Annotated in this window: 12 protein-coding genes; 6 read left to right on the top strand and 6 right to left on the bottom strand. The window is 67.1% G+C overall.

Annotated elements, in window-relative coordinates:
• Nucleotides 1–108 precede the first annotated feature (108 nt).
• The 3 genes from B4V06_RS06305 to B4V06_RS06295 all read left to right on the top strand — a co-directional run bounded on the left by B4V06_RS06305 (nt 109) and on the right by B4V06_RS06295 (nt 4,403).
• Nucleotides 109–1,350 (top strand): type 2 periplasmic-binding domain-containing protein, encoded by a 1,242-nt coding sequence (locus B4V06_RS06305; RefSeq protein WP_123114645.1) that lies wholly within the window; start codon nt 109–111, stop codon nt 1,348–1,350.
• A gap of 150 nt (nt 1,351–1,500) precedes the next feature.
• Nucleotides 1,501–2,610, top strand: coding sequence for an ABC transporter ATP-binding protein (locus B4V06_RS06300; protein WP_123114644.1), 1,110 nt, complete (start codon nt 1,501–1,503; stop codon nt 2,608–2,610).
• Nucleotides 2,607–4,403 carry an ABC transporter permease gene (locus tag B4V06_RS06295; protein WP_498168432.1) on the top strand — a complete coding sequence of 599 codons (1,797 nt, stop codon included), beginning with the start codon at nt 2,607–2,609 and terminating at the stop codon, nt 4,401–4,403. Before B4V06_RS06300 ends, B4V06_RS06295 begins: the two co-directional genes overlap by 4 nt.
• A gap of 16 nt (nt 4,404–4,419) precedes the next feature.
• On the opposite strand, the gene B4V06_RS06290 is transcribed toward B4V06_RS06295, so the two are convergent.
• Complete coding sequence (locus B4V06_RS06290) at nt 4,420–5,433, bottom strand: substrate-binding domain-containing protein (RefSeq protein WP_498168429.1); 1,014 nt, start codon at nt 5,431–5,433, stop codon at nt 4,420–4,422.
• 102 nt (nt 5,434–5,535) lie between these two features.
• Between B4V06_RS06290 and B4V06_RS06285 the strand changes: the two genes are divergently transcribed.
• Nucleotides 5,536–6,963, top strand: coding sequence for a UbiD family decarboxylase (locus B4V06_RS06285; RefSeq protein ID WP_498168426.1), 1,428 nt, complete (start codon nt 5,536–5,538; stop codon nt 6,961–6,963).
• Between the two features lie 16 nt (nt 6,964–6,979).
• On the opposite strand, the gene B4V06_RS06280 is transcribed toward B4V06_RS06285, so the two are convergent.
• Both B4V06_RS06280 and B4V06_RS06275 read right to left on the bottom strand, forming a co-directional pair.
• Nucleotides 6,980–7,675, bottom strand: coding sequence for an isochorismatase family protein (locus B4V06_RS06280; RefSeq protein WP_123114640.1), 696 nt, complete (start codon nt 7,673–7,675; stop codon nt 6,980–6,982).
• 48 nt (nt 7,676–7,723) lie between these two features.
• The gene (locus tag B4V06_RS06275; protein WP_123114639.1) at nt 7,724–8,122 is read right to left on the bottom strand and encodes a VOC family protein; all 399 of its coding nucleotides are present in this window, start codon (nt 8,120–8,122) and stop codon (nt 7,724–7,726) included.
• Between the two features lie 117 nt (nt 8,123–8,239).
• On the opposite strand from B4V06_RS06275, the gene B4V06_RS06270 reads away from it, so the two are divergent.
• Nucleotides 8,240–8,806: a UbiX family flavin prenyltransferase gene (locus B4V06_RS06270; protein ID WP_123114638.1), complete on the top strand. Its 567-nt coding sequence runs from the start codon at nt 8,240–8,242 to the stop codon at nt 8,804–8,806.
• A 31-nt stretch (nt 8,807–8,837) separates the two neighbouring features.
• On the opposite strand, the gene B4V06_RS06265 is transcribed toward B4V06_RS06270, so the two are convergent.
• Both B4V06_RS06265 and B4V06_RS06260 read right to left on the bottom strand, forming a co-directional pair.
• Nucleotides 8,838–9,809 carry a 4,5-dihydroxyphthalate decarboxylase gene (locus B4V06_RS06265; protein WP_498168421.1) on the bottom strand — a complete coding sequence of 324 codons (972 nt, stop codon included), beginning with the start codon at nt 9,807–9,809 and terminating at the stop codon, nt 8,838–8,840.
• A gap of 131 nt (nt 9,810–9,940) precedes the next feature.
• Nucleotides 9,941–11,383 (bottom strand): pseudouridine synthase domain-containing protein, encoded by a 1,443-nt coding sequence (locus B4V06_RS06260; RefSeq protein WP_123114636.1) that lies wholly within the window; start codon nt 11,381–11,383, stop codon nt 9,941–9,943.
• Nucleotides 11,384–11,520: 137 nt separating this feature from the next.
• On the opposite strand from B4V06_RS06260, the gene B4V06_RS06255 reads away from it, so the two are divergent.
• Entirely contained in the window at nt 11,521–12,045 is a 525-nt protein-coding gene (locus B4V06_RS06255) for a DoxX family protein (RefSeq protein ID WP_123114635.1), read from the top strand.
• 34 nt (nt 12,046–12,079) lie between these two features.
• Here B4V06_RS06255 and B4V06_RS06250 read toward each other — a convergent pair whose 3' ends face one another.
• The gene (locus B4V06_RS06250; protein ID WP_123114634.1) at nt 12,080–12,718 is read right to left on the bottom strand and encodes a class I SAM-dependent methyltransferase; all 639 of its coding nucleotides are present in this window, start codon (nt 12,716–12,718) and stop codon (nt 12,080–12,082) included.
• Nucleotides 12,719–12,731 lie beyond the last annotated feature (13 nt).

Below are 12,731 nucleotides of genomic sequence, written 5' to 3'. Positions count from 1 at the left end.
TATTAATCAAACTATCGTCCCCCAATACCACGTTATCGTTCGTATCCAGAAGGTCAGGAAGTAGAAAAACACGGAAGCAATTTATATATCGGTGATCGAACTGGATCCATGCGCAACGAGAGGTCCGCCAGCGGGACGCTGGACGAGGAGAGAGACGGAACGCAGTCGGGTCACCACCGGTCGGCCTCTCGCCGGACGTTCCTCACCGCCGGGGCCGCGGTGTCGGCCGCGGCGGTCGCCGGCTGTCTCGGCGGGGGCGAAGCCGAATCGGCGGAAGGGCCGGAGCCGCCGTGGACGACCGAGGAGTTGGCCGAACAGGTCGACGACGGCGCGACGATCAACGTCTACGCCTCGACCGGCGCGGATCAGGAGTGGTACGATCTCGTCGACGTGATCAACGACGAATTCGGGACCTCCATCGAACCGAGCGTCTTCGCCACTAACGGCAACGACCTGACCCAGCGCTTCGTCCAGGAGCGGCAGGCCGGAAACGACACGGCCGACGTGTTGAGCAGCCCGACCGGCATCGACGACGACATGCTGGTCACGGCTCGCGAGGAGAGCAAGGAGGCCGCCCTCGACATCGGACGGAAGTACTTCGAGTGGGACCTCGACCAGAAGTTCTGGTTCAACGACGTGCTCGAGGACGTCCAGCAGTACCCCTTCTACGTCACCGGCTACAACGGCGGTCCCGGGCTGACGATGCCGATTAACGAGGACGTGTTCGCCGACCGGGGACTGGACGTGCCGAGCACCTACAACGACCTCCTCGACGACCAGTACGAGGGGATGGAGGTCGCGATATCGAGCGCCTATATCGCCTCCGACATGGTCGGCTGGATCGTTAGACACAACGCCGCAGAGACGGAGCTGACCGAGACGGAGTGGGCACAGCAGCTTCGGGACCACCTCAGCTACACGGGCGTCAGTTCACACACGGCCGGAACGCGGGAGGTCCGCGACGGCAACGTCCCGCTGATGCTCTACAACTGGCCGACGGTGATCGCACCGTTCACCGGTGAGGACTCCCCGCTGACCGGGATCTTCCCCGAGGACGTCCCCGCCTTCATGAACGGCAGTCCGATCGCCATCAACAAGGAGGCCCCGAACCCGTGGGTCGCGCGGTTCTTCCTCAGCGCAACGCTCGAAGAGTCGGTCCAGCGCCGGATGATAAACGACGTCGAACGACAGATCCCCTGCCGGCTGGACCTCGACTACTCGGCCCAGGACCCCGATCCCTACACGGAAAAGCGGTTGAACTCCGACTACGAGGCGGTCGAGTTCTGGGACGAGTGGCGGAACTCCACGGTCGGCCAAAAAGTGAAGGACGCCGGTGCGTTCGATATCTAACGTCGTGGCGTTCCCCACGGGGGCTCCCCCGTCCCGCCAGACGCGGCGTCCGACCGACGAAACACGGCATCCGCTTCACACGACACGGCACCCACTCCACGCAACACGGCACCCGCCCCACGCAACACGGCACCCGCCCCACACAACACCATGACGACCGAACCACAGTTGTCGGTACGCGGGATCACGAAGCGGTTCGGGAGCGCGTTCGAACTCTCGGCGACCGACCTGACGGTCGGCGACGACGAGATCGTCGCCCTGCTCGGTCCCTCGGGCTGTGGCAAGACGACGATACTCCGGTGTATCGCCGGCGTCGAGACCCCCGACAGCGGCAGCGTCGAGATCGGCGGCCGGGTGGTCGACTCGCCCGAGGTCTCGGCGCCGCCGGAGGAGCGCAACGTCGGGATGGTGTACCAGAACTACGCGATCTGGCCCCACAAGACCGTCTACGAGAACGTCGTCTTCCCGCTCGAACACGCCTCTCACGGAATTCCGGAGTCGGAGTACGACGAGCGCGTCGCGGAGATGCTCGAGCTGATGGAGATCCCGGAGCTGGCCGACAAACCGGCGACCGATCTCAGCGGCGGCCAGCAGCAGCGGACGGCGCTGGCCCGCGCGCTCGTCTACGAGCCGGATCTCCTGTTGATGGACGAGCCGCTGAGCAACCTCGACAGGGAGCTGCGCAAACAGATGCGCTACGAGCTACAGCGGCTCCAGCACGAACTCAGCGTGAGCATCCTGTACGTGACCCACGACCAGGAGGAGGCGTTCTACCTGGCCGACCGGGTGATCATCCTCCACGAGGGCCGGGTGGTCGAGCGCGGCAGCCCCGAGGAGCTCTACGAGTCGCCGAAATCGGCGTTCACGCGCCGGTTTATCGGCGCTCGCAACCCGTTCAACGGTCGGATCGAGGTCGATGGCTCCGGCGGCCGAATCCTCACTACCGACTTCCTCGACGTGGAGCTGACGTCGACCAACTACATGTCCAACGGGGAGGGTCCGGGCGAGGTGTCCTGTTTCCTCCGCCCGGAGGACGTCAGTATCTGCGAGAACGGCGACAGTCCGGGGCGGGTCGCCCTCCAGGGAACGGTCGTCGCCGAGGGAATTCTCGGCGACCGCTACGAGGTGACGGTGGGATTCGACGACACTGACACCGAGCTCACCGTCCACTGCGGGGAGTATCGAAACCTCTCGCGGGGCGATCGGCTGGACCTCCGGGTCGACCCGGCGGCGATACAGGTGTACAGGAACGAGACATGAGCTCGAAGCGCTCGCCCGCCGAGGCGGTGGCGGCTCGTCTCCCCTCGCTTCCGGACCGCCTCGGCGCCTACTGGGCCGGTCGAGAGCTGCCGAAGCGGCTGGTGCTCGGCGGGATCGTCCTCGTCGTTGCGCTGCTGACGGTGGTCCCGCTGGTGTTCCTGCTGTGGACCAGCGTCTGGTCCGGCTACCCGGGCGAGTTCGCCGGGGAGCTGACCCTCGACAACTTCGCGGCGGTCTACCTCGATGACTTCTTCCCGATCGTCGAGCTGGTGATCAACTCGCTGACGATCGCCGTCGGGATGACCGCGACGGGGATGGCGTTCGGACTCGGTGCCGCGTGGCTGTTCGTCCGGACGGACCTCCCGACGAAAGGCGAGATGGAGCTGGTGCTGTTGTCCTGTCAGGCGATCCCGGGCTACGTGTACGCGATAATGTACGTGACTACCTACGGCTCGGACAACGGGCTCGTCACGGCCGCGATCGAGGCGACACTCGGCATCGAACAGCTCCCGATCGACATCTACAGCCCGTGGGGGATCGCCTTCATCGCGGGGATCAACGTCGTGCCGACGTTCTACCTCCTGACGGTGCCCGCGCTGCAGAACATGGACCCGATGCTCGAGGAGGTGAGCCGGATCCACGGGGCGAGTATGCTCGCGACGATCCGGTCGATCAGCTTCCCGCTCATCAAGCCCGCGATCCTCTCGGCGACGATCGTCATCTTCCTCTACGGGCTCGGCGAGTTCGCCGTCGTCTCCATTCTCGGGACGAAAAACGGCTTCGACGTGTTCTCGACGGCGATTCTCTCGGCGATCAACGGCCGGTTCCCGCCCGGATACGGCGAGGCCGCCGCGCTGTCGTGTCTGCTGTTGGTCGTGATGTTGGTCTTCGTCTGGTACTACCGACAGGTGACCGCGCGCAAGGAGTCGTTCATGACGTTCACGGGGCGTCGACACCGGAGCCACGTGTGGAGCCTGGGCCGCTGGCGGTGGCCGCTGGCGCTCGCGCTCTGGGGCGGCCTGTTTTTCATCTGGGTGTTCCCGATCCTCGTGTTGCTCGTGGTGTCGGTCCACGAGACGTGGTACGGGCGGCTGGACCCCGCGGCGCTGACGTTTGACAACTACTACGTGGCGGTCACCGACCCGAACATCCAACAGGCGTTCACCAACAGCCTGCTGGTCGCCGTCGGCGGAGCGACGCTCGGCACGGTGCTGGTCGTCGGGACGGCGTACTACACCGAGCGGACCGACGGTCGGCTCCGCGGCGTCGTCGACTTCCTGACGCTGACCCCGCTCGCGGTGCCGGGGATCATCATCGGCGCGGGGCTGCTGTTCACGTTCCTGTGGGTCGGTAACGTCCACCCGGTGGTCGACCTCTACGGAACGCTGGCGATCATCATCGTCGGCTGCGTCGTCGTCTTCCTGCCGGTCTCCTCGCGGATCGCCGTCGGGAACATCGTCCAGATCCACTCGGACCTCGAGGAGGCCGCCCGGATCTCCGGAGCGACGTGGCTCGGGCAGATGCGGGAGATATTCCTGCCGCTGTTCAAGAACACGACGGTCGTTATCTGGTTTTTCCTCGCGATGCACGTCATCCAGCTGCTGTCGATCCCGCTTATCACCTACACCTCCGACACCGTCGTCATTCCCGTCCGGCTCTACCAGCTGTACATGTACGAACCGGGTATCGCGCTCGTGGCCGCGATCTCCTCGATCTTCATCCTGCTGACGGTCGGCTCGCTGCTCGGCCTGCGGCGGGTGGGAGTCACGTTCTACGAACTCGGCGAGCGCTGAGCCGCCCGCGGCCTACTTATAAGGTGGACTCGACGAACAGGCGCTCGAGCGGGTACGGCTCGGGGATGAGACCGTGGTCGGCGGCGTACCGCTGGAGCGTCGAGAGGGCGGTGCGATTCCCGTCGGTGAGGCCGTACTCCCACGGGTTCTCGCCCAGCACCTCCCGTTGGTGTTCGACGTACTGGTTCGCCCACGCGAGGGGAGTCCACCGGGGCGCCATCAGTCGGTCCATACAGATCTCTAGCGACCGTTCGAAGGCCTCGTACAGCTTGTTCGCCGCCCACGGGTACCGATCGAGGACCTCGTCGCTGAGGACGACGGTGTGCATCGGCGGGAAGATCCCCGTCTCTCGGAAGTAGTCGGCCTCGACGGCCCGGGAGTCCTCGACCACCCGTTCGAGCTCGACGTCCGTCGGCCGCCGTTTCTCCCGACGCAGCTGGTCGTGTCGCCCGCCGGTGTAGCGGCCGTCGAGCGGGGCCGTGGCGAAGGCGGCGTCGATCTCGCCGGCGGCGAGCATCGCCGCGAGCGCGGAGGTCGCGCTCCCCTCCCGGTGATCGTGGACGACGTCGAACCGCTCGGGAACGTCGACGGGGACGATGTCGCCCTCGGACTTCGTCGTGTGCCACGTGATCGTCTCGAGGTCGACGCCGTAGCGCTCGCTGACGATCCCGCGCTGCCAGACCGCGGTCGTCGTCTGCCAGTGGATCAGGCCGACGTCTTTGTGCTCTAGCTCCGAGAGGCCGAACTCGTCGTCGGCGCGCCGGTAGATGAACGCGTGACGGAATTTCCGATAGGGGAACACCGGAATCGCGGTGAAAGGGTGGTTCCCCTCGTGGGCCCGCGACGCGAGGTACGACCCCAGCGACAGCTCGCAGGCGTCGAACTCCCCGTGGCGGACCATCCGTTCGAACCGCTCGGGGTTGTGGTAGTCGACCAGGTGGAGGTCGATCCCCTCCGGTTCGATCTCACCGGTCCACAGCGGGCGCGTCCAGTCGTAGTTCGTACACGCGAGGGTGAGGTCGATCGTCATCGTGTGGCTCGTAGGAGGACGTGCGAAACCTCGTTCGGTAAACCTGTCGGTCAGTGGAAATCCGACAGGACGTTTATGATGACGGTTGGCGAACGACCTGACATGAGAGACCTCCGCGAATTCGTCCGCGCCATCGAGGACCGCGGCCAGCTCGAACGGGTGCCGGGCGCCGACCTCGATCTGGAGATCGGCGGCGTCTCGTCGCTCGCCCGACAGGACGCGCTCGACACGGCCCTGCTGTTCGAGGACATCGAGGGGACGCGCCCCGGCGCGCGCGTACTGACGAACGCCGTCGACACCCCGCTGCAGGTGACGCTGGCGCTCGGCCACGAGCCCACCAACGACATCCGCGAGGCGGTGGTCGCACAGAAGGAGCGGGCCGCGGAGATGGAGACGCGGCCGGTCGAGACCGTCGACGACGGGCCGGTCCTCGAGAACGTCCAGCGGGGCGGCGAGGTCGACCTCACCGAGTTCGCCGCGCCGACGTGGCACGCCCACGACGGCGGTCCCTACATCGGGACCGGCGACGTCGTCATCACCGAACACGCCGAGGAGGACGACCGGAACGCCGGGACCTACCGGGTGCAGGTCCACGGGCCGAAGACCGCGACGCTCAACATCCGTCCCGGCCGGGACGGCGACCGCCACCGGCAGTCCTACTTCGAGCGCGGCGAGCCGTTCCCCGCGGTCGTCTCCCTCGGCCACCAGCCGGACCTGTTCATGGCCGCCAACCAGCGGTTCCCCGCGCACGTCGACGAGCTGGAGTACGTGAGCGCCCAGCGAGACCGACCCCTCGAAACGGTCGAGGGAGAGGCGACCGGCCTCCCGTTCCCGGCCCGGTCCGAACTCGTCATCGAGGGGACGGTCCACCCCGACGCCGAGGAGATCACCGAGGGACCGTTCGGCGAGTGGACCGGCTACTACGGCGCTGGAGAGACCCAGCAGCGACCGTTCGAGATCGACCGGATCTACCACCGGAACGACCCGATCGTGCTGGCGTACAACAACGTCCCGATGACCGCCACCGCGATGTCGACGATCCGGTCGGGGGCCCAGCTGTGGCACCAGTTAGAGGACGCCGGGATCACCGGGATCGACGAGGTGACGACGATCTTCCCGGGGATCTGGTTCCAGGTCGTCTCCATCGAACAGCAGTACGCCGGACACAGCACGCAGGTCGGGATGCAGGCCATGTCGCTCCCGTCGGGCGTCTGGGAGGGCCGCATCACGATCGTCGTCGACGAGGACGTCGACGTCTACGACCTCGCGGAGGTCCTGTGGGCGACCGTCAGCCGGTGCGACCCCGCCGAGGACCTCACGGTCATCGAGAACTGCGTGAGCTCGCGGATCAATCCCCGGATGTCCCCCGAGCAGACGGCCTCCGGCGACCACACCAAGAGCCGGATGCTGCTCGACGCGACGAAACCCTATCACTGGAAGGAGGAGTTCCCCGAGGACACCCGGATCGACCCCGAGCTCGAGGCCGAACTCAGGACCGCGTACGCCGAGCTGCTGTCGACCGGCGAGTGACCCGGTAGCGAACGGGTCAGTCGAGGGTTTCGAGCGTCGACACCACGTCGTCGAGCGGGGTGACGTCGGCGTAGCGCAGGTCCATGTCGAACAGCGCGACCTCGTGGGTGGCCGTCGTGACCCCGGCGACGCACTCTTGGGGGACGATCGTCCGGAAGTTGCTCGAGTGGCCGTCGACGACCGTGGCCCGCACGCAGCCGCTGGTGTTCGTCCCGCAGACGACGAGCGTGTCGATCCCGTAGTGGTGGAGCAGGTTCGAGAGGTGGGTGTCGAAGAAGGCGCTGGCCCGCGGCTTCTCGACGACGTGATCGCTCTCGGCGGGTTCGACCGCGGGCGGGAACCGATCGAGCTTCTCGACCCACTCCTCGTGGCTCGCCGTCCGCTCCGACCGCTCGGGACCGCGGTCGGTGCCCGGCGCCGCCTTGATCGGGACCGGGTAGCCTGGCGGGAACGCCCCTCGACCGGCCGGGACCGCGTGGAACACGGGCACGTCCGCGGCCCGCGCCGTCTCCAGTAGTCGGGCGGTGGACTCGACGACGTCCTCGCCGGTCCGCCGCTCCTCGACGAACGCCACCATCATGTCGACGACGAGGACCGCCGGGTTCTCCCCCCAGCCCACCCGGTTCCCGTACCGCGGCTGGGACTCGACGTACTCCCGATCCGACTCCGGAACGATCTCCGGCAGGTACAGCTCCGAGTTCTCGCGGCTCATGTCGGCCCGTCGACCCGCGGATCGAACAACGTGTCGGTTCCGGGCGAGTCAGTCGCCCGCCGGTCGGAGTTCGAGGACGTAACCGTCGGGGTCGCGGGCGAGGAACATCCGACCGCCCCACGGGACCTCCCGCGGCTCGATCAGCGGCTCGCCCGGTTCGCCCTCGAGCGCGGTCGACATCCGCTCGTAGAGCTCGTCGAGGGGCTCGTCGACGGCGAGGACGACGATTCCGCCCTCGCCGCGGCGGCCGGCCGGCGGCGAGAGTCCGAACGCCTCCAGCGTCTCGGGGTCGAAATCGGCCTGGATCTTCAGCTCGCACGCGCCGGTCTCGTAGGCGACGCTGGCGTCGCCGACCCGTCGCGGCTCCAGTCCGAGGGCCGTTTCGTAGAACTCCCGTGCGGTCGAGAGGTCGGCGCTCAACAGAAACAGCTGGCTGAGCTCGGTCATGGCCGACGGATCGTCCCCGGCGTAAATAAGCACCCGACAGTCCCCGCACCCGAGGAACCCGGCGTAAGTGATTACTGCGAAGGGGGAGTTCACCACGCACGGAGTTGTCTTCTATCCATGACAGACCGGGTGATCGTCGGTGTGACGGGAGCGACCGGGCAGGCCTACGCGGTCTCCGCGCTCGAGCTGTTAGACCGGACGGACGTCGACGTCCATCTGATCGTCTCGGACGCCGCCAGGGTCACGCTGCGCCAAGAGACGGACTACGCCGTCGGCGACCTGCTGGAGCTCGGTGACACCGTCCACGACATCGACAACATCGGGGCGAAGACGGCCAGCGGCTCGTTCCGGACGGCCGGGATGCTGATCACGCCGTGTTCCATGAAGACGCTGGCCGCGATCGCTCACGGCTACAGCGGGAACCTCATCACGCGCTCGGCCGACGTGACGCTCAAGGAGCGCCGGCCGCTGGTGTTGATGCCGCGGGAGTCGCCGTTCAACCGCATCCACCTCGAGAACATGCTGACCGTGACCGACGCGGGCGGGATCGTCGTCCCGCCGTTCCCCTCGTTCTACCAGCGGCCGGACTCCGTCGAGGAGATGGTCGACACGACGATGAAGCGGGCGCTCTCGCAGCTCGGCGTCGACCTCGAACACGACGAGTGGGACGGCGTGGGCGCTTGAGGCCCTCGGGCGGCGCTGCCGCCGGAGGCCATCACGCGAAGTAGGGCGTGTCGAGGTGGTCGGTCGCGAACAGCGTTTCGAGGTCGTACCGCTCGTCGGCGACCCCCTGCCGGACGGCGTACTCGATCAGCGTCTCCAGCGTCGCGACGTTCTCCTCGGTGAGCCCGTACTCCCACGGGTCCTCGCCCATGACCGCGCGCTGCTCGTCGGCGTGGATATCGGCCCAGACGAGGGGGAGGTCGCGGGGGCGGTCGAGCGTCGACAGCCCGGTCTCCTTGGCCCGTTCGAAGGCGTCGTAGAGGTTCTGGACGATCCACGGCTCCGCCTCGAGCAGGCGGTCGTCGACGACGATCGCGTGCATGATCGGGAAGATCGACGTCTCGCGGAAGTACTCCTGTTCGACCGACTTGACGTCGTCGAACAGCCGCTCCGCGTTCGCACCGTCGAGGTCGATCGGATGGAACACCGCGTCGAGGTCGCTGCGTTCGAGCATCTCCGTCAGCATGCCGACCATCGACTCCTGGTGATCGAGGTACTCGACGTCGTACCGGTCCGGCACGTCGACGTCGACGATCTCGGAGCCGCCGGCGACCCACTCGATCGACGAGAGGTCGACGCCGTACCGGTCCGCGAGGATCCCGCGCTGCCAGATACCGGTCGTCGTCTGCCAGTTGACGATCCCGACCCGCTTACCGTCGAGGTCGCCGATCGAGTCGATCCCCGCGTCGGTTCGCTTGTACATGTACGAGTGACGGAACTTGCGGAACGGGAAGACGGGGATCGCCGTGAACGGGTAGCGGTCGGGGTCGCTCCGAGTGGCGAGGTACGTGCCCATCGAGAGCTCGCAGGCGTCGAACTCGCGACCGTGGACCATCCGCGAGAAGCGGGTCGGGTTCGGGTAGTCGACGGCCGTCAGGGCTACCCCCTCCGGCTCGACGCGACCGTCCCAGAGCGGCTCGGTCCAGGCGTAGTCGTGACAGGCCAGCGTGAGGTCCAGCGTCATGGGTTATAAATCGAACGGCGAGCGGTTTGCAGTTCCGGTCGGCGGGCGAGCGGTTCGCGGTTCGCGGTCGGCGGGCGAGCGGTTCGCGGTCGGCGGGCGAGCGGCCGAGGGGATAGCGGGGGTCGACCGGCTTACTCCTCGATCTTGAACGCCATGTGGAAGGCGGGCAGCGGCCGGATCGGGTGGTTGTCGAGGTACGACAGGTGGGGTCGGAGCTCGAACTCCGGCTCCTCCTCCTCCATCTCGAAGATCATCGGGACGGCGTCGATGAAGTGCCAGCCGGGCTCGCCGGTCGCCGGCAGCTCGAGGCGGACGGTCCCGCCGCCGTCGTCGTCGGTCAGCCCGCAGACGTAGCCAAGCGGCTTGTTGTCGTAGAGGAAGTACGGGGCGTTCTCGTACACCGGCCAGCCGACGCCCGAGAGCTCGATCTCGATCGTCGTCCCGACGGGGCCGCTGGTCGGCGTGAACGTCTCGATCGAGGGCTGCATCATGAAGCCGGTGACCGCGATCTCGCGGCCGTCGACCGCGGCCGTGATCGGCCGAGTGGAGCCCTCGCCCTTCGGGATCGTGAACTCCGTCTGGAACGCGCCGTCGTCGTCTGTCGTGACCGTCGGGAGTATGTCCGGCTTCGGCTCCGGCGTGATCGGGACCCCCTTGACGCGGTGGCCCTCGTGGCGGTACCAGATCAGGTCGACCTCCTCGTTCGGCGGGAAGTTCTCGCCGGTGATGAACGCCGAGGTGCCGGGCTGGCCCGAAGACGGCGAGATCGACAGCTCGGCGTCGGTCTCCTCGTCGATCTCCGGGTAGTGAATGCTGATCGGGTTCTCGTCGAGCTGCTCGTCGAGCCACGCCGTCTGCGGCTCGCCCTCGGGCTCGGTGACCTCGACGGTCCACTGCGACTGCCGCCCGTCGGCGACCGGACCGTACGGCGACTGGGTGTTGTTCTGGAGGTACGGCACGCCGCGGTAGTTGCGCCACACCTGCAGGACGTGTTTGCCTACGGGGCCGGCCGCGCGGATACGGGCGGTCGCGGTGCCGCGGTTCATCACGCCCGTCATGAAGCCCACGTTGCCGTTGTCCCACGCGACCTGGTAGTTGTTGGTGACGACGTTCGGCCCGATCCCGTAGCCGGTGATCGTGAAGAAGTCGCCGAGGGGGACCTCGGTGCTGTCGATCTCGAAGTGCGGGAGGATCGTGAACGTCGCCGTGGCGACCGTCGACTCCCCGTCGACGACCTCGATCCGGTGTTCGCCGCCGTAGTCCTGAGCGACGGTCCACTCCTCGTCGAACTCCCCCGACCCGTCGGTCGTGACGGTGGCGATGGTCTCCGTCCGGGGGTGGTACTGCGGGCCGACGACCTCGTTCGCCTTGAGGACGCCCCAGCGGCCGTCGCTCGTCTTCCACTTGATCTCGTAGCGCTCGTTGGCCGGGAAGTTCCTACCCTTAAAAGTGATCGAGTCGCCGACGTACCCCTCTTGGTCGCTGACGACCAGCGTCCCCGAGGAGTCACTCCCGCGTCGGTGTCCCTGGAGCGTCTCTTCGAGGTCCGATGATATCGCCGAGTCTTTCGCCATATACGCTCCCTCAACGGCGTGATTTAATAAATCTGGCCAGGCATTCCCAGCCAGTGGAACGCTGTCGTTCCCGGAAGGTTCTCACGAAGTGAAAAAAAGAGATCAACCTTATTGAGAGGGACACAGACGATTCACGTATGTCGTCGAAGACTGCGTCATCCAAACTGTTCGGCCGCGACGTCGAGTTCACGTACTCGGAGCGGTGGATCGCCCAGGCGCTGTTCGTGTTACGGCTGATGATGGGCTGGGTGTTCTTCTACGCCGGGATCGTGAAGGTCATCGACCCGAACTGGAGCGCCCGGCCGTTCCTGCTCAACGTCGACCCGGCGAACCCGCTGGTCGACGTGTGGGTGGCGATGGCCGACTGGGTGTGGCTGCTGACCCCGCTCAATCAGGTCGGCCTGACGCTCGTCGGGCTCGCACTCCTCGCCGGCGCGTTCGTACGGCTGAGCGCCTTCTTCGGGGCGATGATGATGCTGTTCTACTGGGCGTCGGCGTACCCCTTCGCGGACGCGATCTTCATCGACTTCCACCTGATCTACGCGTTCCTGCTGTTCCTGCTGGGCGCGGCGGGTGCCGGTCGCATCCTGGGGCTCGATCAGTGGATCGAGGACTTGGAGATCGTCGAGAACAACCCGCGGCTCACCCTGTTCCTCGGGTAGGTCGCGCCGGAGCGCACCCGGCGCGGCGGTCGGTTCAGTCGCTCGAAGCGGTGACGGTCGCGTAACAGTTCCCGCTCGACACGTCGAACTCGACGACGTCGAGCGCGCTTTCCTCGAGGTCCGTCTCGAACTCCTCCGGCGAGTAGATGTGGTAGTACCGCGGGACGGTCTCGCCGCCCGGGAGCGTCCAGTCGACGGTCGTGTCGAACCCCTCCTCGCGGTCGAAGCGGTCGTGAGCGGTGCTCCACGCGCTCACGAGCGCCGCCCCGCCCGGCGCGAGGACTCTGGCGAGCTCGTCGAGGCTCCCGACGCGGGCGGCCCGTGGCGAGAGGTGATGCAGCGTGGCGACGTACGTCGCGAGCCCGACCGCGTCGTCGGCTACCGGGAGGGCGGCGGCGTCGCCGTGAACGAGGTCGACCGCCTCGTCGAAGCCGCGCTCGCGGGCCCGCGTCGCCGCCTCGCGCAGGAGCTCACGGCTCAGGTCGACTCCCACGACCGACGCGGCGTGCTCCGCGAGCAGCTCCGCGTGGCGGCCGTTGCCGCAGCCGACGTCGAGCGCGCGCGTCGCCGAGCGCCCCGCCAGGAACGACTCGACCTCCGGCCACGCGTACTCGCGGGTCTTCGCGAAGTGCGCGGCGATGCGGTCGTACGTCGACTGCGGGTCCGTCTCCATGCCCGACGGTCGG

The organism is Halorubrum sp. B53, from assembly GCF_059752395.1.
Note: the sequence above shows the minus strand (reverse complement) of the source record. Positions and strands in the feature narration are given on the sequence as shown.

What these genes read in the sequence shown, in the direction of transcription:
- B4V06_RS06260 (WP_123114636.1), bottom strand. Translation starts at nt 11,383, where the DNA reads ATGGCGAAAGACTCGGCGATATCATCGGACCTCGAAGAGACGCTCCAG.
- B4V06_RS06265 (WP_498168421.1), bottom strand. Translation starts at nt 9,809, where the DNA reads ATGACGCTGGACCTCACGCTGGCCTGTCACGACTACGCCTGGACCGAG.
- B4V06_RS06270 (WP_123114638.1), top strand. Translation starts at nt 8,240, where the DNA reads ATGACAGACCGGGTGATCGTCGGTGTGACGGGAGCGACCGGGCAGGCC.
- B4V06_RS06290 (WP_498168429.1), bottom strand. Translation starts at nt 5,433, where the DNA reads ATGACGATCGACCTCACCCTCGCGTGTACGAACTACGACTGGACGCGC.
- B4V06_RS06300 (WP_123114644.1), top strand. Translation starts at nt 1,501, where the DNA reads ATGACGACCGAACCACAGTTGTCGGTACGCGGGATCACGAAGCGGTTC.
- B4V06_RS06280 (WP_123114640.1), bottom strand. Translation starts at nt 7,675, where the DNA reads ATGAGCCGCGAGAACTCGGAGCTGTACCTGCCGGAGATCGTTCCGGAG.
- B4V06_RS06255 (WP_123114635.1), top strand. Translation starts at nt 11,521, where the DNA reads ATGTCGTCGAAGACTGCGTCATCCAAACTGTTCGGCCGCGACGTCGAG.
- B4V06_RS06250 (WP_123114634.1), bottom strand. Translation starts at nt 12,718, where the DNA reads ATGGAGACGGACCCGCAGTCGACGTACGACCGCATCGCCGCGCACTTC.
- B4V06_RS06285 (WP_498168426.1), top strand. Translation starts at nt 5,536, where the DNA reads ATGAGAGACCTCCGCGAATTCGTCCGCGCCATCGAGGACCGCGGCCAG.
- B4V06_RS06295 (WP_498168432.1), top strand. Translation starts at nt 2,607, where the DNA reads ATGAGCTCGAAGCGCTCGCCCGCCGAGGCGGTGGCGGCTCGTCTCCCC.
- B4V06_RS06275 (WP_123114639.1), bottom strand. Translation starts at nt 8,122, where the DNA reads ATGACCGAGCTCAGCCAGCTGTTTCTGTTGAGCGCCGACCTCTCGACC.
- B4V06_RS06305 (WP_123114645.1), top strand. Translation starts at nt 109, where the DNA reads ATGCGCAACGAGAGGTCCGCCAGCGGGACGCTGGACGAGGAGAGAGAC.